The sequence below is a fragment of the Streptomyces djakartensis genome (assembly GCF_014651075.1).
GTDB classification, from domain to species: Bacteria; Actinomycetota; Actinomycetes; order Streptomycetales; family Streptomycetaceae; genus Streptomyces; species Streptomyces djakartensis.
Genome location: NZ_BMWE01000011.1, coordinates 150,122 through 169,901, shown reverse-complemented (window position 1 = coordinate 169,901; position 19,780 = coordinate 150,122). Strand labels below are relative to the sequence as shown.

At 73.4% G+C, this 19,780-nt stretch carries 17 protein-coding genes, 1 tRNA gene and 1 pseudogene; 9 read left to right on the top strand and 10 right to left on the bottom strand.

What is annotated here, in order from left to right; genetic code table 11:
- Nucleotides 1–91: 91 nt before the first annotated feature.
- The 4 genes from IE212_RS20475 to IE212_RS20460 form a co-directional block, all read right to left on the bottom strand.
- Nucleotides 92–652 carry a SigE family RNA polymerase sigma factor gene (locus IE212_RS20475; RefSeq protein ID WP_190199332.1) on the bottom strand — a complete coding sequence of 187 codons (561 nt, stop codon included), beginning with the start codon at nt 650–652 and terminating at the stop codon, nt 92–94.
- Between the two features lie 132 nt (nt 653–784).
- A complete protein-coding gene (locus IE212_RS20470; protein WP_190199331.1) occupies nt 785–1,957 on the bottom strand; it encodes a lipid-transfer protein in 1,173 nt (390 codons plus the stop codon).
- Nucleotides 1,954–2,349, bottom strand: a complete 396-nt coding sequence (locus tag IE212_RS20465) for a MaoC family dehydratase (protein WP_190199330.1) — start codon at nt 2,347–2,349, stop codon at nt 1,954–1,956. The genes IE212_RS20470 and IE212_RS20465 overlap by 4 nt, the downstream gene beginning before the upstream one ends.
- A complete protein-coding gene (locus tag IE212_RS20460) occupies nt 2,346–3,275 on the bottom strand; it encodes a bifunctional MaoC family dehydratase N-terminal/OB-fold nucleic acid binding domain-containing protein (RefSeq protein ID WP_190199329.1) in 930 nt (309 codons plus the stop codon). The genes IE212_RS20465 and IE212_RS20460 overlap by 4 nt, the downstream gene beginning before the upstream one ends.
- Before the next feature lie 126 nt (nt 3,276–3,401).
- Between IE212_RS20460 and IE212_RS20455 the strand changes: the two genes are divergently transcribed.
- The 3 genes from IE212_RS20455 to IE212_RS20445 all read left to right on the top strand — a co-directional run bounded on the left by IE212_RS20455 (nt 3,402) and on the right by IE212_RS20445 (nt 5,511).
- Nucleotides 3,402–4,268: a bifunctional DNA primase/polymerase gene (locus IE212_RS20455; protein WP_190199328.1), complete on the top strand. Its 867-nt coding sequence runs from the start codon at nt 3,402–3,404 to the stop codon at nt 4,266–4,268.
- 73 nt (nt 4,269–4,341) lie between these two features.
- Complete coding sequence (locus IE212_RS20450; RefSeq protein ID WP_190199327.1) at nt 4,342–4,806, top strand: hypothetical protein; 465 nt, start codon at nt 4,342–4,344, stop codon at nt 4,804–4,806.
- A 132-nt stretch (nt 4,807–4,938) separates the two neighbouring features.
- The gene (locus tag IE212_RS20445; protein WP_190199326.1) at nt 4,939–5,511 is read left to right on the top strand and encodes a GNAT family N-acetyltransferase; all 573 of its coding nucleotides are present in this window, start codon (nt 4,939–4,941) and stop codon (nt 5,509–5,511) included.
- A gap of 165 nt (nt 5,512–5,676) precedes the next feature.
- Here the strand turns inward: IE212_RS20445 and IE212_RS20440 are convergent, their stop codons facing one another.
- Nucleotides 5,677–10,290: an nSTAND1 domain-containing NTPase gene (locus IE212_RS20440; RefSeq protein ID WP_190199325.1), complete on the bottom strand. Its 4,614-nt coding sequence runs from the start codon at nt 10,288–10,290 to the stop codon at nt 5,677–5,679.
- A 362-nt stretch (nt 10,291–10,652) separates the two neighbouring features.
- Here IE212_RS20440 and IE212_RS20435 point away from each other — a divergent pair, with 362 nt between their 5' ends.
- Complete coding sequence (locus IE212_RS20435) at nt 10,653–11,117, top strand: hypothetical protein (RefSeq protein ID WP_229864479.1); 465 nt, start codon at nt 10,653–10,655, stop codon at nt 11,115–11,117.
- Nucleotides 11,118–11,153: 36 nt separating this feature from the next.
- Nucleotides 11,154–11,915: a PIG-L deacetylase family protein gene (locus tag IE212_RS20430; RefSeq protein WP_190199323.1), complete on the top strand. Its 762-nt coding sequence runs from the start codon at nt 11,154–11,156 to the stop codon at nt 11,913–11,915.
- 12 nt (nt 11,916–11,927) lie between these two features.
- On the opposite strand, the gene IE212_RS20425 is transcribed toward IE212_RS20430, so the two are convergent.
- Nucleotides 11,928–12,680 carry a glycosyltransferase family 2 protein gene (locus tag IE212_RS20425; protein WP_190199322.1) on the bottom strand — a complete coding sequence of 251 codons (753 nt, stop codon included), beginning with the start codon at nt 12,678–12,680 and terminating at the stop codon, nt 11,928–11,930.
- Between the two features lie 376 nt (nt 12,681–13,056).
- On the opposite strand from IE212_RS20425, the pseudogene IE212_RS20420 reads away from it, so the two are divergent.
- A pseudogene (locus IE212_RS20420) lies at nt 13,057–13,323 on the top strand (glycoside hydrolase family 15 protein); the annotation flags it as partial.
- A gap of 184 nt (nt 13,324–13,507) precedes the next feature.
- On the opposite strand, the gene IE212_RS20415 reads toward IE212_RS20420, so the two are convergent.
- A tRNA-Ser gene (locus IE212_RS20415) sits at nt 13,508–13,594 on the bottom strand.
- Between the two features lie 63 nt (nt 13,595–13,657).
- Nucleotides 13,658–15,064 carry a S1C family serine protease gene (locus IE212_RS20410; RefSeq protein ID WP_190199321.1) on the bottom strand — a complete coding sequence of 469 codons (1,407 nt, stop codon included), beginning with the start codon at nt 15,062–15,064 and terminating at the stop codon, nt 13,658–13,660.
- A gap of 285 nt (nt 15,065–15,349) precedes the next feature.
- Here IE212_RS20410 and IE212_RS20405 point away from each other — a divergent pair, with 285 nt between their 5' ends.
- From IE212_RS20405 to IE212_RS20395, 3 genes are all read left to right on the top strand, one after another.
- Nucleotides 15,350–16,177: a glycerophosphodiester phosphodiesterase gene (locus IE212_RS20405; RefSeq protein WP_190199320.1), complete on the top strand. Its 828-nt coding sequence runs from the start codon at nt 15,350–15,352 to the stop codon at nt 16,175–16,177.
- A 179-nt stretch (nt 16,178–16,356) separates the two neighbouring features.
- Nucleotides 16,357–16,995, top strand: coding sequence for an ATP-binding protein (locus IE212_RS20400; RefSeq protein ID WP_190199319.1), 639 nt, complete (start codon nt 16,357–16,359; stop codon nt 16,993–16,995).
- 142 nt (nt 16,996–17,137) lie between these two features.
- The gene (locus IE212_RS20395) at nt 17,138–18,103 is read left to right on the top strand and encodes a DUF5926 family protein (protein WP_190199318.1); all 966 of its coding nucleotides are present in this window, start codon (nt 17,138–17,140) and stop codon (nt 18,101–18,103) included.
- Nucleotides 18,104–18,382: 279 nt separating this feature from the next.
- On the opposite strand, the gene IE212_RS20390 is transcribed toward IE212_RS20395, so the two are convergent.
- Nucleotides 18,383–19,036, bottom strand: coding sequence for a hypothetical protein (locus tag IE212_RS20390; RefSeq protein WP_190199317.1), 654 nt, complete (start codon nt 19,034–19,036; stop codon nt 18,383–18,385).
- A gap of 55 nt (nt 19,037–19,091) precedes the next feature.
- Nucleotides 19,092–19,757 carry a bifunctional DNA primase/polymerase gene (locus IE212_RS20385; RefSeq protein WP_190199316.1) on the bottom strand — a complete coding sequence of 222 codons (666 nt, stop codon included), beginning with the start codon at nt 19,755–19,757 and terminating at the stop codon, nt 19,092–19,094.
- Between the last annotated feature and the right edge of the window lie 23 nt (nt 19,758–19,780).

Sequence of the window (19,780 nt, the reverse complement as noted above, 5' to 3'; positions counted from 1 at the left end):
CGCACATACCGCGTGGTATGTCACTAGGACCGGGCAATCGATCAGGTCACGACGTGCGACGCTATCGCTCAAGAGTGCGCGACATGTTCGCTCACTGGCGGACAAACCCCAGCTCAGAGTCGTCGCGGAGCTTGCTCAGCGCGCGGGAGACGGCCGACTTCACGGTACCCACCGAGACGCCGAGCAGCTCGGCCGTCTGGGCCTCGCTGAGGTCCTCGTAGTACCTGAGGACGACCATCGCCCGCTGCCGGGCGGGCAGCCGCATGATCGCCCGCCACATCGCGTCGCGCAGCGCCTGCCGCTCGGCCGGGTCGTCACCGCCGGGCACCGGCTCCGGCTCGGGCAGCTCGTCGCAGGCGAACTCGTCGACCTTGCGCTTGCGCCACTGCGAGGTCCGCGTGTTCAACAGCGCCCGGCGCACATAGCCGTCGAGGGCGCGGTGGTCCTCGATGCGCTCCCAGGCGACGTACGTCTTGGCCAGCGCGGTCTGCAGCAGGTCCTCCGCGTCGCTCGGGTTGCCGGTGAGGGAGCGGGCGGTACGCAGCAGCACCGGCTGGCGGGCCCTGACGTACGACGAGAAGGACGGGTAGGGAAGGGTCTGCGCCGCTGGTGCAGCGGCCTGCGACGCGCTGGTGCAGACGAGTGTGGTCATGGCTCAACGCTATGAGCGGGGTTCCGCGAGCGGATCGGCCGCAGGTCCTGAAGCGGGGTCCCCCTCAGGTTGTACGGGTAGGGGTCGCCGCACCTCCTGTAGGTGGAGCGGCGGGTCCGGGGTACTGCGGGTTCAGCCCTGAGGGTCGGCGGTCAGGACGAGCCCTGACGTAGGCACGCCCGTGCCGGCCGTCACCAGGATCCGCTCCGCCCCCGGTACCCGGTTCACCGCCGTGCCCCTGATCTGCCGGACGGCCTCCGCCACCCCGTTCATCCCGTGCAGGTACGCCTCCCCGAGCTGCCCGCCGTGCGTGTTGAGCGGCAGGCGCTCCTCGGCCACGAAGTCCGGCGCCTCGCCGGGGCCGCAGAAGCCGAACTCCTCCAGCTGCGTCAGCACGAACGGCGTGAAGTGGTCGTAGAGGATCCCCACGTCGATGTCGGCCGGGGCGAGCCCGGAGGACCGCCACAGCTGCCGGGCCACGACCGCGCTCTCGGGCAGACCGGTCAGGTCGTCCCGGTAGAAGCTGGTCATCTGCTCCTGCGCGCGTCCCGCGCCCTGGGCGGCCGCCGCCACGACGGCGGGCGGACGGGGCAGGTCGCGGGCCCGCTCCACGGAGGTGACGACGAGTGCCTGCCCGCCGTCCGTCTCCTGGCAGCAGTCCAGCAGCCGCAGCGGCTCGGCGATCCACCGGGACGCGGCGTGGTCGGCGAGGGTGATGGGCCGGCCGTGGAAGTACGCCGCCGGGTTGGTCGCCGCGTACCGGCGGTCGGTCACGGCCACGTGCCCGAAGGCCTCCGGCGTCAGCCCGTAGGTGTGCAGGTACCGCTGGGCCGCCATCGCCACCCACGACGCGGGGGTGAGCAGGCCGAACGGCAGCTGCCAGCCGAGCGCCGCGCCCTCCGCCGACGGCTCCCGGTGCCGCACCCCGGAGCCGAAGCGCCGGTCCGAGCGCTCGTTGAACGCCCGGTAGCAGACGACCACGTCGGCCACGCCCGCGGCGATCGCCAGGGCCGCCTGCTGGACGGTGGCGCAGGCCGCGCCGCCGCCGTAGTGGATCCGGGAGAAGAAGGACAGCTCGCCGATCCCCGCCGCCTGGGCCACGGTGATCTCGGGGCTGGTGTCCATGGTGAAGGTGACCATGCCGTCCACGTCGGCCGGGGTGAGGCCCGCGTCGTCCAGGGCCGCGCGCACCGCCTCGACGGCCAGGCGCAGCTCGCTGCGGCCGGAGTCCTTGGAGAACTCGGTGGCGCCGATGCCGGCGATGGCGGCCCGCCCGCCGAGGGTGTCGCGCCGGCGCAGGCTCATACCGGGCCTCCCCCCGGGACCGAGACCGTCACCGTGCCGGTGACGTGCCTGCCGATGCCGTTCTCGCCGACGACCCGGACGGTCACCGTGTCGCCGTCGACCTCCTCGACGGTGCCGGTCAGCACCATCGTGTCGCCGGGATGGTTGGGCGCGCCGAGCCGGACGGCGACCCGGCGCAGCACGGCCCGGGGCCCGAAGTGGTCGGTGATGTAGCGGCCGACCAGGCCGTTGGTGGTGAGGATGTTCATGAAGATGTCGGGGGAGCCCTTCTGCCGGGCCAGCTCCGGGTCGTGGTGCACGTCCTGGTAGTCCCGGGAGGCGATCGCCCCGGCGACGATCAGGGTGCGGGTGACCGGGATCTCCAGGGCCGGGAGCCGGTCTCCGGGGTTCACGGGGTCACCGCCCGGAAGACGGGCAGCACCAGTTTGTCGTCGTACCGCCGGAAGGTGAGCCGCACGGGCATACCGATCCGCACCTTGTCGTACGGCACCCCCACCACGTTGCTGACGATCCGCACGCCCTCGGCGAGCTCGATCAGGCCGACCGCGTACGGAGGCTCGAAGGCCCGGAAGGGCGGGTGGTGCATGACGACGTACGAGTAGACCGTGCCCTCGCCGCCCGCCGCCACGGTGTCCCACCGCGCGCAGCCGCAGCTGTTGCAGCCGGGCAGCCAGGGCAGACGCAGGGTGCCGCAGCCGGCGCAGCGCTGGATGAGCAGCTCGTGGCGGGCCACGCCCTCCCAGAAGCCGGCGGTGTCGCGGTTGATCACGGGACGGGGGCGGAGTTCCTCCGGGCGGTGTCGCTCCGGGGTCCGCGGGCGGCGTGCGGGGGCGTACTTGAGGATGCGGAAGCGGTGGGTGCCGGCGAGTTCGCCGCCCGCCCTGACGTCCGTACGGGTCGTCACGAAGTAGCCCGCTCCCAGCTTGGTGGTCTTGCGCTCCGACACCGACTCGATCACCGAGTCGAAGGTGATCTGGTCCCCGGGGCGCAGGGGGCGCAGGTACTCCTGCTCGCAGTCGGTGGCGACGACCGCGTGGTGGCCCGACTCGTCGAGCAGGCGCAGCAGTTCGTCGTAGGCCGCCGTGCGTTCCGGGCGGCCGGTGAGGCCGGCCATCGTCCACGCCTGGAGCATGGTGGGGGGAGCGATGGCGTCCGGTCCGGTGTACGCCGGGTTGGTGTCGCCCATGGCCTCGCACCAGTGCCTGATCATCGGCTCGTTGACGGGGTCCCGGCCGACCCCGGTGGCGGCGGCGGGGCGGCCCTCGTAGGCCTTCAGCCGCGCCGCGAACTCCTCGTGGACCTCCGGCTCACCACTCACAGTTTCTGACTGTCCGTCAGATTAACTGCTCCGTCAAGGCGTCGCGCTCCGGGGGGCGCGAGGAAGCCCGCGCGCCACAGCGGGCTCCCCCTTTCCTTTTTCGAACGCGTGTACGAAAATAGGGGCATGGCCACCACCGACCGGCAGGCCACGACGCTGGCCCTCGCACACGCCCTGTCAGCCGCCGAACGCGGACTGGCCGTCATCCCCCTGTCCCGCACGAAGCTCCCGGCGCTCCGCTCCCCCCACCGCGACGACCCCGCCCCGTCCCCCTGCCACGGCGAGTGCGGCCGCCCCGGCCACGGGGTGTACGACGCCTCCAGCGACCCGGACCGCATCCGGGAGATGTTCGCCGCCGCGCCCTGGGCGACCGGCTACGGCATCGCCTGCGGACTGCCCCCGCACCATCTGATCGGCGTCGACCTGGACGTGAAGACCGGCACGGACTCCTCCGCCGCCCTGCGCGAGCTGGCTCTGCGGCACCTGTTCACGATCCCCCCGACCGTGGTCGTGCTGACCCCGTCCGGCGGGCGGCACCTGTGGCTGAGCGGCCCCCCGGAGGTGGTCGTCCCCAACTCGGCGGGGCGGCTCGCCCCCGGCATCGACATCCGGGGCGCCGGCGGCTACCTCGTCGGACCCGGTTCCCGCACCGGCCAGGGCGTGTACGCCGCCGCCCCGGGCACCGCCCACCTGGCCCCGGCCCCCTGCCCGCGCTCCCTCCTGCGCCTGCTGATCCCGCCGCCCCGAGCCCACCACCCCGCGTCCGCGCCGGCCGGCGGACACGGCCACGGCCTGGTCCAGTTCGTCCTCGCCGCGCACGAGGGCCAGCGCAACACCCGGCTGTTCTGGGCGGCCTGCCGCGCCTACGAGGACGGCATCGGCCCCGCGCTCGCGGACGCCCTGGCCGACGCCGCGACCGGCACCGGCCTGTCCGAACGCGAGGCCCGGGCCACGATCGCGTCGGCGGCACGGCTGACGGGGCACCGGCCGTGAAGGGACCGGGCGGCCCTGCCCCTGAAGGAACCATGCCCTGCCCCTGCCGAGCCAGGACGACCGAAAGACCCCCATGCAGCACCGCCCCAAGACGCCGGCCATGGCGCTCGCCCGCCTCGTCCTGGCCTCCGGCCGCTCGGTGGACCTCGCCGAGCTGCGGTTCTCCTCCACGTACGGCGACCTGCTGGAGGGCTATCCCTGCGCGCCGGTCAACGAGCTGCGCATCCGCGGCCTGCTGCGCGCCGCCGCGCGGGCCCATCCCGGCACACCGGTCCACCTCGTGCCGCCGCCGCGCGAGTATCCCGACCAGTACGCGGGCGGCCTCGGTCCCGTCGAGGTGCTGCCCGCCGTGGCCTGCCTCGGCACGTTCCACTCCACGGCCCTCGACCCGGTCCACGACCCGGTGCTGTACCGCTCCCGCCTGGCCGTCCTCTGGTTCCAGTCCACGCCTCGCCTGCCGTCGGGCTGCGACGCGGAGTCCGCGCTGCGGGACCTCGACTGGGCCGCACTGGCCCGGGACGCACGGGCCCTCGCGTAGGGTCGTCCGGCGAACGTCTCGCGAACGAACCGCCGCGCCGGCGGTGCGAGTCGGCCTGGTCGCTGTTCGAGTACCGAAGGCCCGGGGCCATCCGGGCGGCGGGAGGGGGTGGAGCGTGTCATCGTGGACGGCGTGACCATCGATGTCCGCCCGGCTTCGGAGTTCGGGGACGTGCGCGCGGTGCTCGGGCCGAAGTCGCCCGGAGCGAACGTCTGCTGGTGCCTGAGCCACCGGATCCCGTCCAAGCTCAACAACGAGCTGCGCGGACCGGCCCGCGGCGCGTACGTCGCCGAGCTGTGCCGTGCGGACCCGGCGCCCGGGGTGCTCGCCTACGACGGTGACGAACCCGTCGGCTGGGCCGCGGTCGCCCCGCGCTCGGACACCGCCTTCGCCCGCAGCCGCAGCATTCCGCACGTCGACGACCTGCCCGTCTGGTCGCTGTGGTGCGTCCGGGTACGCCCCGGTCACCGGAGGCGGGGCATCTCGCACGCCCTCATCGCGGGGGCGGTCGAGTTCGCCCGCGGCCACGGAGCACCGGCCGTCGAGGCCTACCCGCTCGACAACGGGGACGCCAAGGTCGACCTGACGATGGCGTACGCCGGACTGCGGAAGAACTTCGAACGCGCCGGCTTCACCTACGCGGCGCCGACCACCTCGGTCCTGGCCGGCCACCCCCGCATCCTGATGCGCCTCGGCCTGCGATGAAGAAACCCGACCGCTGGCGACGGGGGATGCACCAGCGGTCGGGCTATGGCCAAGGGTAACAAGCGCTTACGCGAGGACGCCGACCGTCCGCACAGTAAAGACACGGTTGTGACTCGTATCACTCAACTGCCGTGAGTGGCAGCCCTGTTGTGCGACCAGGTCCCGTCAGCCCCCGCACGGCGGGTCGTAGGAGAGGCGGGACAGGTACTCCTCCCAGGTGTCCCGCGTGAGAACGCCCCGGGTCGTCTCGCAGACGCGGCGTGCGGCCTGGTCGACGTCGAGGTCCCAGAGCCGGACGGTGTCCGCGCCGCTCGACACCCCGAGCAGGTTGCTGTCCGGGCTGAACGACAGGAAGCTGCCGCTCTTGGCGTCGAGACTCATCGACTGGCCGATCGGGGCGGCCCTGGAGGGGTCGGACGTGTTCCAGAGCCGGACACTGTTGTCGTTGCCGCCGCTGGCGAGGGTGCGGCCGTCGCGGCTGAAGGTCAGTGACACGACCGCTTCCGTGTGACCGGTGAGGCTCCCGGCCCCGGAGGGCTCGGCGGGGTCGGTGACGTTCCAGAGGCGGACCGAGTTGTCGTCGCCGCCGCTGGCCAGCGTACGGCCGTCAGGGCTGTAGGCGAGGATGTTGACGGCTCCGAGGTGGCCCTTGAGCGGTGTGCCGAGCCGGGTGGCACGGGCGGGGTCGGACACCTTCCACTGGCGGATGGTGCCGTCGGCGCTGCCACTGGCGAGGGTGCGGCCGTCCGGGCTGAAGACGAGGGAGTTGACATAGCCCTTGTGACCGGTGAGCGGTGCGCCGAGCGGGCGCGGGCGGGACGGGTCGCGCACGTCCCAGAGCTGGATGGTGCGGTCGTCGTAGGCGGTGGCCAGGGTGCGTCCGTCAGGGCTGAGGGCCAGCGCGCCCGCGAACCGGGTGCGCAGCGCGACAGCGGGCCCGTGGGGGGCGGGCCGGGCCGGATCGGCGAGGTTCCACAGCTGCATTGCCCTGGTGCCGATCCGCACCGCCAGGGTCCGGCCGTCGGCGGCGAACGCCATGGAGTGCACGTCGCCGTCCGGCCGGAACGGCCTGCCCATCGGCACCGGCCTGCCGGGCCTGCGCACGTCCCACAGCCGGATCCGCTGGTCCCGCGCCGCCGTCGCGAGCACCCGGCCGTCCGGCCGGAACGCTCCGATCCGGCCGATCATGTCCGAGGTCGGCAGCGACCACAGGCGGACCTTGTTGTCGCCGGTCCCGGTGGCGAGGGTGCGCCCGTCGGGGCTGAAGCCGAGCGCGTACATCTCGCCGCTGCTGCCCATCAGGGGGCCGCCGACCTGCGAGGGGTACGCCGGGTCGGTGACGTTCCACAGGCTCGCCGTACTGTCCTCGCTGGCCGCGGCGAGCGTCTCGCCGCCCGGGCTGAAGGCCACCGACCAGATGGGCCCGGTGTGGCCGGTCAGCGGCGTGCCGGCCGGTTTCGCCCGGCGGGGGTCGGCCACGTCCCAGAGCCGGACGGTGTCGTCCGAGCCGCCGCTGGCGAGCGTACGGCCGTCCGGGCTGAAGGCCACCGAGTGCACGGTGGCGGTGTGCCCGGTCAGCGGCTCACCGGCCGGTGTGGGACGCCGTGGGGCGCTCACGTCCCACAGCCGGACCGTGCCGTCGTCGCCGCCGGCCGCCAGTGTCCCGCCGTCCGGGCTGAACGCCACCGAGCGCACGGCGGCCGTGTGCCCGGACAGCGGCTCGCCCAGGGGCCTCGGACGCTTCGGGTCGGCCACGTCCCACAGCCGGACCGTGTGGTCGTCGCCGGCGGAGGCCAGGGTGCGGCCGTCCGGGCTGAAGGCGATCAGGTAGATCGTGCCGTCATGGCCGGTCAGCGGTCCGCCCAGGGACTGCGGGCGGCCGGGGTCCGTCACGTCCCACAAGCGGATCGTGCCGTCGTCGGACGCGCTGGCGAGGGTGCGGCCGTCCGGGCTGAACACCGCGCTGCTCACCCAGCTCCGGTGGCCGCGGAGCGGCCGGCCCAGGGGCTTCGGGCGCCGCCGGTCGGTCACGTTCCACAGGCGTACGGTCCGGTCGTAGCTGGCGGTGGCCAGGGTGCGGCCGTCCGGGCTGAACGTCGTGAGGTAGACGGCGCCCGTGTGACCGGCCAGCGGCGTGGCCAGCGGCGCGTTCACGACGGAGATCAGGCGGCTGTTCGCGCCCTCGTCGTCCGGCCGCAGCCGGTGCGCCACCAGGTCGAGCTGGGCGGACAGCGACGGATCCGTGTCCTGGACCCGATCGGCCTGCGCGAGCACCTGCTCGAACACGGCGTCGTCCCGTTGCTTCCACGCGACGACGGCCGACCCGACGGCCAGGACCGCCAGCGCGACCAGCGCCGCCACGGCGCCCCGGCTGAGCCAGATGACGCGCCTGCGCAGCCTGACCGAGGCGGCCAGGAACTCCACCGCGCTGCGGGTGAGAAACGTGTCGCCGGCGGATTTCGCCCACCCGTGGGCCTGTTCCAGACGGGACCCCCGGTAGAGCAGGGAGGTGTCGCGGCCCGACTCCTCCCAGGCCCGGCCGTCCTCCTCCAGGCGCTGACGCAGCAGATTGCCCTGCCGGTCGTCGTCGATCCAGTCGCGCAGGCGCGGCCAGGCGTGCAGCAGCGCCTCGTGGGTGATCTCCACGGTCTCGGCGTCGAGCGTCACCAGCCGGGCGCGGACCAGTGCCTCCAGGGACTCCTCGGTCTTCCCCGGGTCGGTGGACTCCTCCGCCAGCTTGCGCCGGGTGCCGCGTCTGCGCGTGGCCTGGGTGTCCTCGCCCAGCCGGACCAGCCGGAGCAGGAGCAGCCGGGCCGCGGTGCGTGCCGCCGGGTCGAGGCCGGACCAGGCCCGTTCGGCGGTGGCGGCGACCGCGCCCTGGATGCCACCGGCCGCGCGGTAGCCGGCCAGCGTCAGCCGCCCCGCCTTCCTGCGCTGCCAGGTGGCGAGCAGAGCGTGCGAGAGGAGCGGCAGCACACCCGCGTCGTGCGCCCCGCGCGGGCCGTCGGCGCTGACCTCCCGGACGATCAGCTCCGCCAGGCCCGGCTCCAGCTCCAGGCCGACGGCCCTGGCCGGCCCCGTCACGGCCTCGCGCAGCTCGGCGGTGGTCAGCGGTCCGAGCACCATGTGCCGGTGCTGGAGCGCGTCGGCCAGTTCGGGATACCTGAGGCACCGCTCGTAGAAGTCGGCCCGGATGCCCAGCACCACGACGGCCGGAGCCGGGTCGCCGGGGCCGGCCGGTGAGCACGCCGCGTGCAGGACCTCGACGAAGGCCCGCCGGGCCGCCTCGTCGGGGCAGAGGGTGAACGTCTCCTCGAACTGGTCCACGATGATGACCGGCCGCGCACCGGAAGCCGCCTCCCGCCGCGCCCACGCGGAGACGGCGTCACGGACCGCGTCCGCCCAGAGAGCGGAGCCGGGCCTCCGGACCGAGGCAGCGTCGAGCCCCGGGGCAGTCGCCGCGCCGGATTCCGGGGCAGCCGCCGCGCCGGGCCCCGGGGCAGTCGCCGCGCCAGATCCCGGAGCAGCCGCCGCGCTTTCCGGGGCAGCCGCCGCGCCGGATTCCGGGGCACTCCCCGCGCCAGATTCCGGAGGAGTCGCCGCGCCGGGCCCCGGGGTCCCCGCGCCGGATTCCGGAGCACTCCCCGCGCCGAGCCCCGGGACAACCCCCGCGCCAAATCCCGGAGCAGCCGCCGCGCTTTCCGGGGCAGCCGCCGCGCCGGATTCCGGGGCACTCCCCGCGCCGGGCCCCGGGACAGCCCCCGCGCCAGATCCCGGAGCACTCCCCGCGCCGGGCCCCGGGGCACTCCGCGCGCCGGACTCCGGGGGAGGGGCGGTCGACGGGTCGGCCGCGGGGGCTGCGGAGCCGCTTCCCGGCGGGGTGGAGCCGCCTACGGGCTCCCGCGGATCCGGTTCCGTCACGGTGGGGGCGTCGGCGCTCTCCGACCGCTGTTCCGCTCCGCCGGGGCCGACGGCGTCATCCGCCCCGGGTTCGCTCGTGATCCAGCCGTCGGCCGCTGCCGTCCCGGCCTCCTCCCCGGCAAAGACGACGGGCCCGAGCTCGGGAATGCGCCGGACCAGCTCCGCCAGGGGGGCGCCGCCGGGTACGAGCTGCACCACCGTGCCCGCCCGGCCGTTCTCGCCGCCGTCGTCGTCACCGCTCAGCGCGCCGGCCCGCAGCGCGGGCACCAGGCCGGCGTTCAGCAGTGAGGACTTCCCCGCCCCCGACGCGCCCACGAGCATGACGAGGCCGCCCCCGTCCGCCACGCCCCGGAGCTGGGCGACGAGCGCGTCCGTGCACCGCTCCCGGCCGAAGAACCAGTTGGCGTCCTCCAGGCGGTACGAGGCCAGCCCCCGGTACGGGCACACCCCGCCGGGCGCGGACGGGGCGTCGGCCGCAGGCCCCTCCTCCGCGGGGGACGCCGCGCCGCGTTCGCCGACCGGGTCGGCCACCGCGCGCTCCCACAGCCGCTGCCACTGACCGAGGTCGTACAGCCCCGGGGACACCGGCGTGGGCCGCGCCCGGCGCGCTTCGGGTATCAGCACGTGCAACACGGCCGCGAGGGCGGTGAACTGAGCGGGGACGTTGCGGGCCCGCCGCCAGTCGCTGATGCGCTGCGCGGACACCCGCACGGGACGCCCGCGTTCGTCGATCCGCTGCAGCCGCACGACCGATTCGGACACCCGCTTGAGTGGAGGATTCCCGGCTTCCCTGTACAGCAGTGCGAGGCGTTCCGCGAAGGCGGTGCGTGCCCCCGAGTCGGAACCCAAGGTCTCCACTCCTTCTCTTCCTACGCCTGGACGTCCGGACCGGAAAACTCACCTTATACGTCTGACCTGCGACGATACCGTCCGCCCGGAACCGGAAACTCCTCGTCTGGTGCCGGAACTGGCAGGATTTCAGCCCAGCAGCGCATCCATCCGGTCGGCTTCCATCGAGGTCGGTCGACGGTGGCTCCACTGTTCGGTACCGGTCCCCACGAGGGGAGGGACCGGTACCGGACGACGTGGTGATCCTCCCCGCCGGACGGCGACTTCCAACCCTGGAAACCTGATGTCCCGTCAGTTATGGTGGCCTTCCCTTCTCTTGACCCGGCCCGGCCCGCCTTACCGCTTCCGAGCGACGCACAGGGGTGAGCGCAGTGGAGACACGTCCCGAGAGTCCGCGACCGCAGGGCACGCCACGCTGGGTGGCGATGTGCCACCGGCCGTCCGACGGTTCCTGGCGGGCAGCCGCGGAGTCACCCCACCGGGCGCCCGTGCTGTACGCCCTCGGCGAGATGACCCAGACCCTGCGCGCCCGTGGTGAGGACGCCGGCTTCGCCCTGTGGGGCCCGAGGGACGGCGGCTGGCACCTGTACGACGCCCCCCTGAGGCAGCCCGCTTCACCTCAGCCGAGCCCCGAGGCCCCGGCCCGCGCACCGTCCGGTTTGGCGGAGCGCATGACCGGCCGCCGCCACCAGGTCCTCCTGGCCGGGCTCGGCAAGGCGGGCCTCTACGACCTCTCCCCCGAGGACGAGAACACGGTCCAGGCGCTCGTGGAACGGCTCGACGAGGCCGCCGTACGCCGGGTCGCCCACTGGCTCGCCGCGGCCGGCGACCGCTGACGGGGCGTCCCCGCCCAGGTCGCCGTGACGACGGCCATGCCCACACCGAGCCTGCCGGCCGTCTTCGCCCACCCCGACGACGAGTCCCTCTCCGCCGGCGGCGTACTCGCCCGGCACGCGGCGGCGGGCGCGCCCACGGCCGTCGTCACGGCGACCTGGGCGCCGGACAGCCCGCGCGCCGGGGAACTGGCCGAGGCACTCCGCGTCCTCGGCGCCGGCAAGCCGCGCCTCCTGGGCTACGCCGACTCCCGCGTACCGCGGTCGGCCCCGGGCAGACCTCGCTTGTGCGACGCCCCGCTCGGGGAGGCGGTGGGCGCACTGGTCGCGCAGATCCGGGACGTCAGCCCGGAGATCGTCGTCACGCACGACGCCTACGGCGGGCTGACGGGCCACGAGGACCATGTGCGCACCCACCGCATGACCCTGCTCGCCGTCCACGCCGCCGGGCTGGAACGCCTCTGCCCGGAGGCCGGCGAGCCCTGGCAGCCGAGCGTCCTGGACCTGGCCACGCACCCGCACTCCGCCGTCCGCGCCTGGGGCGGGCACTGGGCCCCCACGGGGAAGGCGCTGCGCACCGTCCCGGACGAGCTGGTCACCGCGACCGTCGATGTGACCCCCTGGCTGGAGCGGAAGGTCGCGGCCGTGCTCGCGCACCGCACCGAGGTGGCACGGGGAGCCGCCCCGGGCCTGATCGCCGCACTGCCGGGGCCCGAGCGGGAGCGGCTGCTCGGCACGGAGAACTACATCCGCCACGACCCGGTGGCGACGGCGCCGCCCCAGACGGAACTCCTGGCGTAGCCCCGCGACCGCTCAGGCCGGGAAGGACCACCGCAGCTCGGACAACGCCCGGGCCCTGGCCTCCACGACGGCCATCCGCGCGTCCCGCTCGGCCCGGTCCACATGGGCCGCCTGCCCGGTCACCTGCCCGTCCCACTTCCGGTACAGCAGTCCCACCTCCGCCGAGAACCACCCACGGCTCACGGCGTTCAGCGCGAGCAGCAGCCCCGTGTCCTCCGACGCGGGCAGCGCCATCCACCCGCCGAGGGCGAGCAGCAACTCCCGCCGTACGAACAGCGACGCCGGGTGGACCTGCGCGAGGAAGCCGTTCGCCTTCCAGTGGTCGAGTACGGCGCCCCGCTCGATGGGCCCCTGCTCCGGGTCGCCCGGAAACCCGACCGTCGACCCGTCGGGCATGAGGTCCAGCGCACGGGACGTCGCCCACCCGAGCCCGGGGTCGCCCTCCAGCGCCGCCAGATCCCGCGCGAGGGCGCCCGGCGCCAACTGGTCGTCGGCGTCGAGGACCTTGACGTACGCCCCCTCCGCATGGGCCAGCGCGATGGTCCGGGCCACCCCGGGCCCGCCGGCCCTGCCCTGCCGGAACGTCACCCGCTCGTCGTCGGGCACGTAGGGCCGTACGCTCCTGCCCTCCCCGTCCTCCTGGACCATCCAGTGCCACTCCCAGCCCTCGGGCAGCCACTGCGCCCGCAGGGACTTGTAGGCCTCCGGCAGGAAACGGGCCGACGGGCCGTGCACAGCGGTGACGACGACGACGCGTCGGCTCACGCCGCCACTCACCACCTTGCACTCACCCGCACGGACACGAAGCGGTTAGAGGGTACCGGCATCAACACCCATGACGAGCACGGCCGGACCGAGTCCCAACGTCAGTTCTGGATCTCTTCGGGAGTCCGGTCCTGACGACGAGGGAGGAGCTACCCGAGTGGCGGCCTCCTGACCGATGTGTTGGGGTGGAATACGAAGCTTCCGCAAGCAACAAGGAACAACTGGCAGCAGCATGCAGCGACTGTCAAGGGCGATTTCCATGGGCACGAGGCCGAGCTTGACGTGAAGCGCGCCCAGCACCACGCGGAGCATGCCGGTAACCACGCGATGTCCGCGATCGACTTCGCCGCCGCGGCGATCGAGGAGGCGGAATCCGCCCGACGGCCTGCGCGGCAGCGAAGGCACCTTCTCGCTGTGCAGCTTCCTGTACGTGAGCGCGCTCGCCAGGGCCGGGCGGCTGGAACAGGCCCGGTACGCCTTCGACAAGATGCTCACCTACGCCAACCACGTCGGCCTGTTCGCCGAGGAGATCGGGCCGAGCGGGGAGCAGCTCGGCAACTTCCCTCAGGCGTTCACCCACCTCTCGCTGATCACCGCCGCCATAGCCCTGGACGACGAACTCGACCGCGCCGAACTGGGGTGAGCGACCGGCCGGAGCAGGAGGGCCACGAAACCGTCAGTGTTCACGGAGCCGCCGCACAGCACCCGCCGCCTCCTCGTGGTCAGAGGTGGGACACCGCTGAACCAGGGCGAGACGGGGTGCATGCAGAAGGGGTGCCACTCTCCGGAGTGGCACCCCTTCTGACCTGCGCTGTCTATGACCTGCGCGGAGGCGGTGGGATTTGAACCCACGGTGACATCGCTGCCACGACGGTTTTCAAGACCGTTCCCTTCGGCCGCTCGGGCACGCCTCCCCGCGCCGGCCGTGATCGGCGGCGCGGGGACAAGGGTAACGGGTCGGCGCGGGCGGGTGGGGCTCAGTTGTCGCCGACGCGGGAGCCCAGGGTGACGTCGACCGTGTGCTGCTTGCCGCCGCGCTGGTAGGTGATCGTGACCTTGTCGCCGGGCTTGTGGGTCCAGATCTCGCCGATCAGGGTGGGCCCGGAGTCGATCACGCGGTCGTCGAGCTTGGTGATGACGTCGCCGGGCTTGAGGCCCGCGTCGGCGGCCGGGCCGCCCGGCTCGACCGGTGCCGCGCCGCCCGCGCCCTGGTCGGTGATCTGCGCACCGTTCGAGCTGTCGTCCAGGGACACGGACGCGCCGATCTTCGCGTACACCGGCTTGCCGGTCTTGATCAGCTCCTGGGCGACGTACTCGGCCTGGTTGATCGGGATGGCGAAGCCCAGGCCGATGGAGCCGGACTGGCCGGTTCCGAAGCCGCCGTTGCCGGTGGACTGGATCGCGGAGTTGATGCCGATGACGTTGCCCTGCGCGTCCAGCAGCGGACCGCCGGAGTTGCCCGGGTTGATCGAGGCGTCGGTCTGCAGGGCGCTCATGTAGGAGGCCTGGCTGCCGCTGCCGTCGCTGGAGGCCACCGGGCGGTTCTTGGCGCTGATGATGCCCGTCGTCACCGTGTCGGACAGTCCGAAGGGGGCGCCGATCGCGATCGTCGCGTCGCCGACGGCCACCTTGTCCGAGTCTCCGAGGGTGAGGGGCTTCAGGTCCCGCGGGGCGTTCTTGAGCTTGATGACCGCCACGTCGTAGCCCTGGGCGTTGCCGATCACCTCGGCGTCGTACTTCTTGCCGTTCGGGAAGGTGGCGGTGAGCTTGCCGCCGTCCACGGCGTCCGCCACCACGTGGTTGTTGGTGACGATGTGCCCCTGCTTGTCGAAGACGAAGCCCGTGCCGGTGCCGCCCTCGCCGCTGCTGCCCTCGGCCTCGATCGTGACCGTGCTCGGCAGCGCCTTGGCGGTCACGCCCGCCACCGTGCCCGGGTCGCGCTTGACGTCGCCGCCGCTGGTGGAGGCGGAGACCGTCGTCGAACCGGTGCTCTCGTCGTTGTTCTTCGCCAGCGTGTAGCCGAGGCCACCGCCCAGACCGCCCGCGGCCAGGGCGGCCACCAGGAGCGCGGCGATCAGGCCACCGCGGCCGCGGCCGGACTTCGGCGTCGGCTGCTGGTACGAGGATCCCCAGCCGCCCGCGCCGGAACCGCCGTCGCCGTACGGGGCGGTCGGCGGCGGGGGCGGCGGCCAGGAGGGGTCCGGGGCGGAGGAGGTGACCCCGGGATGACCGGCGTCACCGGGAGCGCCCTGCCCGTGAGGAACCTGTCCCTGCGGGTCCTGCCCGTACGGCCCCTGGGGCGCCGGAGCAGCGGGAGCGTCCACCGGCACGGGAGGTGCGGACGGGGCGGGGGGTACCGCGGTGCCCTCGTTCTCGGTGCTCACAGCTTCTCTCCTCGATCCACGGCTGTTTCCTGGGGCGCACTCGGTCCGCTTCTTCACGCTGGCGACGGTCCGGCGCGATACAGCTGTGCTTGTCCCTTTGTATGCCGTCAGCTTTTCCCACGGGCCGTCAGGGCACCATAAGCGGTGGCTGTGGGTCCGGGGCCATTCTTTATATAGGTCATTACTGGCGAAAGGGGTGCAATCCCTATGCCTCCGTCCGGACCTGCGCATCCGTCGAGTCCGTCCGACCGGACGCGTACCCGCGGACGGTGGCACCATGACGCGGTGACCCACGCACGGCAGCATGTCATTCAAGTCGTCGCCCACCGCGGGGCCTCCGAGGACGCCCCGGAGCACACCCTGGCCGCGTACACCAAGGCGATCGAGGACGGCGCGGACGCCCTCGAATGCGATGTGCGCCTCACCGCCGACGGCCACCTGGTGTGCGTGCACGACCGCCGGATCAACCGTACGTCCAACGGCCGGGGCGCGGTCTCCGCCCTGGAGCTCGCCGACCTCGCCGCCCTGGACTTCGGCTCCTGGAAGACCCGCGACGCCTGGAAGGGGCGCGACGAGGAACCCGACTGGGAACACCGTCCTGAGGACCGCGAGGCGACGTCCGTCCTCACCCTGGAACGGCTGCTCGAACTCGTCGCCGACGCCGGACGGCCGGTGGAGCTGGCCATCGAGACCAAGCACCCCACGCGCTGGGCGGGTCAGGTCGAGGAGCGGCTGCTGGCCCTGCTGAAGCGGTTCGGCCTGGACGCCCCGGCCTGCGCCGAGGAGTCCCGGGTGCGGGTCATGAGCTTCTCGGCCCGCTCACTGCACCGGGTGCGCGCCGCCTCACCCACGTTGCCGACGGTCTATCTGACGCAGTTCGCCTCGCCCCGGCTGCGGGACGGGCGGCTGCCCCCGGGCGTGCGGATCGCGGGCCCGTCCATCCGGATCGTGCGCGGCCACCCCGGCTACATCGAGCGCCTGAAGCAGGCCGGCCACCAGGTGCACGTGTGGACGGTGAACGAGCCCGAGGACGTCGACCGCTGCGTGGACCTGGGCGTCGACGCCATCATCACCAACCGGCCGCGCGCGGTTCTGGACCGGCTCGGCCGCTGAGGACCGGCATCAACACGACACCGGTTCCGCAAGACCCATGAGTCCCACCAGACCCATGCACACCTCTTGACCCGCACATCGACGGACGGGATCCTCACATCTCGGCCACACCGACGAATTCCAGCCATGTGGTGACAGGGAGTGCTCCGGCGCGTTCGGTTCGTGTTCGGCCGGGGTGAATGCGTCTCCGGACCTTGATTGGCCGGTTTCCGGTACAGGCCAATGGGGCATCCACACCGTGGCGTGGGGCGAAGGAGGTCTCGGGGGTGGCGTTGGTGGTGGCACAGGAGGTGCCCACGTCGTCGAGCATGGCCGTACCCCATGGCCCTGCGGGCGTGGGCGAGGCACGACACCGGATGCGTACGCAGTTGCGCAGCGGCGGCGTAGCGGAATCGGTCATCGATGACGCCGTACTGATCCTTTCCGAACTCTTGAGCAACGCGTGCAAACACGGCAGGCCCCTGGGTGACGCCCTCTCCGGCGACGGGGACATCCGTGCCGCATGGCGCGTGGACCCGTGCGGCCGGCTGGTCATCGAGGTCACGGACGGCGGCGGCCCGACCCGCCCGGCCCCGGCGACCCCGTCGGTCACGGCGCACGGCGGCCGCGGCCTGAACATCATCACCGCGCTGGCCGACGACTGGGGTGTCCGGGACGACATCCGCGGCGAGGTCACGGTGTGGGTCGTCGTCCACGACGACGTGCACGACCCGGACGTCGGCCACCGCCGTGACGACTTCGCGACACGCGTCGCCGCCCCGGCGGTGTCCCGGATACCCGGGCTGACCTTCGCGGACGCCTTCGACGACGTGGACTGAGACGACGTGGACTGAGACGACGCGGACCGGAGGGACCGGGCGCCGCGGGCGACTGGGTGTTGTCCACAGGTTCCCGTCGTCCGAGGTGTGAACGGCTAGGCTCACGCGGGTACGAGACGAGCCGTAACCGGGAGACCCATCGATGGCCAAGAAGCGACCCCAGACGAAGGCCAAGCGCCCGCAGATCACGGACGGTGAGGTCCCGGTCGTCGGTGCCCGCGAGCCCTGCCCCTGCGGCAGCGGCCGCCGCTACAAGGCCTGTCACGGCCGGGCCGCGTCCCATGCCGTGACCGAGCTGGTGCACCGCCCGTTCGAGGGCCTGCCCGGCGAGTGCGACTGGGTGGCCCTGCGCGAACTGGTGCCTGCGGCGACGGTCGGGCTGACCCTCAAGGGCGGCCTCCCCGACGGCGTCCCGTCGGTCACGCTGGCCACGGTGCTGCCGATGGCCTGGCCGGCGCTGCGCCGCGACGACGGCTCCGTCCTGCTCGGCCTGCAGAACGACACCTCGTCGGGCGACATCAGCCGCGACCTCGCCGACACGCTCCAGCGTGCCCTGGAAGCGGAGCCCGGCACACCGGTGCAGGGCCGCCGCGCCCCGGCCGACGGTCCGCGGCTTCAGGACCTGCTCGATCCGGAGGGCGGCTTCGAGCCAGAAGTGCACAGCGGCTTCGAGTTCTGGGTCCCGGATTCGGAGAACGCCACCCCCGACGTGACCGCCTCCCTGGAGCGGGCCAACGCCGCGGCCATCCCGACCGTCAAGCTCCAGGGCGTGGACGCCGCGTACTGGTGCGAGACGCCGGAGAAGAACCACTTGCGGTGGGTCATGCCGCATCCGGAGGAGCAGCTTCTGGACGCGCTCGCGCGACTGCACGCGGCGGGCCGGTCCAGCCTGGGCGAGGGCACGCGTCTGGTGGGCTCCTTCCGCGCTCACGGGCTCACGGTGCCGGTCTGGGACCTGCCGAGCGGGGTCACGGCCGAGGACGTGGAGAAGCCGGCGGCGGAGTTCGCCGAGCGCCTCGCCGCGGCCCTGGCGACGGACGCACCGCTCACGGCGGACGAGCGCCGCGCGCGTGGCGGCCTCACCAACCGGCAGGTCACGCTCAGCTGACCTGACAGGCGGACCCCGGAGCTCGACCAGGAGTCCGAGCCCCGGGGTCCGCGTCAGGGGTCCAGTCGGCCGCCCGGCCGGACCATCGCGCCCGGGACGGGCCACTCGCCTCACAACTCCCGTTCAGGACAAGCCAGTCGGTGACCGAAAGGGAGAGATCGAATTTGCGAACCGCCGATCTCTTGTTACCGTTCCCGTAGCCCGGTTGCTGGTGCATCCCCCGTCGCCAGCAACCGGGTCTTTCCATGCGCGTGTCGGTTGACGGCACCCGGACGCTTCTCAATTGCCCGAGAAAACAGGGGAGTTGCTCCCCGAGCGCAGCAGAAGCGGCCCTTGGCCCGCCCGTCGGGCGAACTCCGCGACCGCCGTGTACGCCGCCAGGTCGCCCCGCGCGGGCTCCCGGGGCGTCTCACACGTCCCCGGCGCGTCCTCCGCCCCGGCCGCGCACGTCATGCGCACGGTCCGCGCCCCGGGTCCCATCAGGCTCAGTACGACGTCCAGCGCCTCACCGGTCGCGTTGCGGTAGTAGGTCCGCGCCCAGGTGTCCGCGCCCTGTGTGACGACGCAGGTCTGCGCCTCGATGCCGTCGGGCGAAGAGAGCCCCGGACCGCAGCGCACGGCCGTCGGCAGGTTCTGGCCCAGCGCCGGCAGACCGGACGCAGCGGACGCCTCGCCGCGGGACGGCGGCCGGGAGGACGCGGAGCGACGTACGCCGTCGCGCACGGAACCGGACGCGGGGCCGCCGCCTGCGGGGCCGCCGGGTGCGCCGGACTCGTCGGCCGGTCCGGGGGAGTTCACCGCGTTCCCCCGGTTCACCGACCCCGACGCCACCGCCAGCGGCAGTGCGATCGCACAGATCACCACGACACCCGCGAGGGCGAGCAGTCGGGTCTTTCTCAGGTCCCGGGAGCGTCCCCGGGCATGACGCGGCATGGCCCCGGAACATAACGCGCCGGGGCGAGTGCGGGGCTCGGCGCGCCCGACCGCCCTAGAACTCGGGCGCGCTCACACCCGTACGAGTGAGCGCCTCGACCACGGCGTCCACCACGGCCTCGACATCGGGCACCCACGGCGCGGCGGAGCCGGGCAGCGGCGCCCGCTCCCAGCGGATCTCGCCCTGACCCGTCCCGGACGGGGGCAGGGCCAGGTAGCCGCCCTCCCCGTGGAAACGGAGGGAACCGGGCACGAAGTCCTTGGCGTACAGCAGCTCGCCGAGCTGCTCCATGGAGTACGGCTTCACGAGGATCGCCCAGCGGGTGGGGGAGGCTACGACCGGGCCGAGCCGCATGCCCATGCGGTCGAGGGCGTCCAGAGCGCGGGCCGCCGCCGCGGCGGGCAGCGATACCGCGCAGGGTGCCTGGCCACCGGTGGCCAGGACGATGGGCGCCGCGGGCCGGTTGCTCCACCACCAGCGCACCATGCGCTCGTCGGTGGTGGCCGCGAGCAGGCCGGGGTCGAAGGGGTGCGCGCCGGGCACCGTGCACTCCGGGTCGGGGCAGGAACAGCGGCCCTGGTTCTGCGGGTCCGCCGCCACGCCCGGGAGTACGGGCCACCGCCATCGAGTCGCGTAGGTCAGGGCCGCGCCGATCAGCTCAGGCCTCCCGTCACTGCGCTGGGAGAGGGGCCTGCGTCGCCTTCCGAGGATCTCGCGCATGAGCGCTCGTTCCTTTCCGTTGC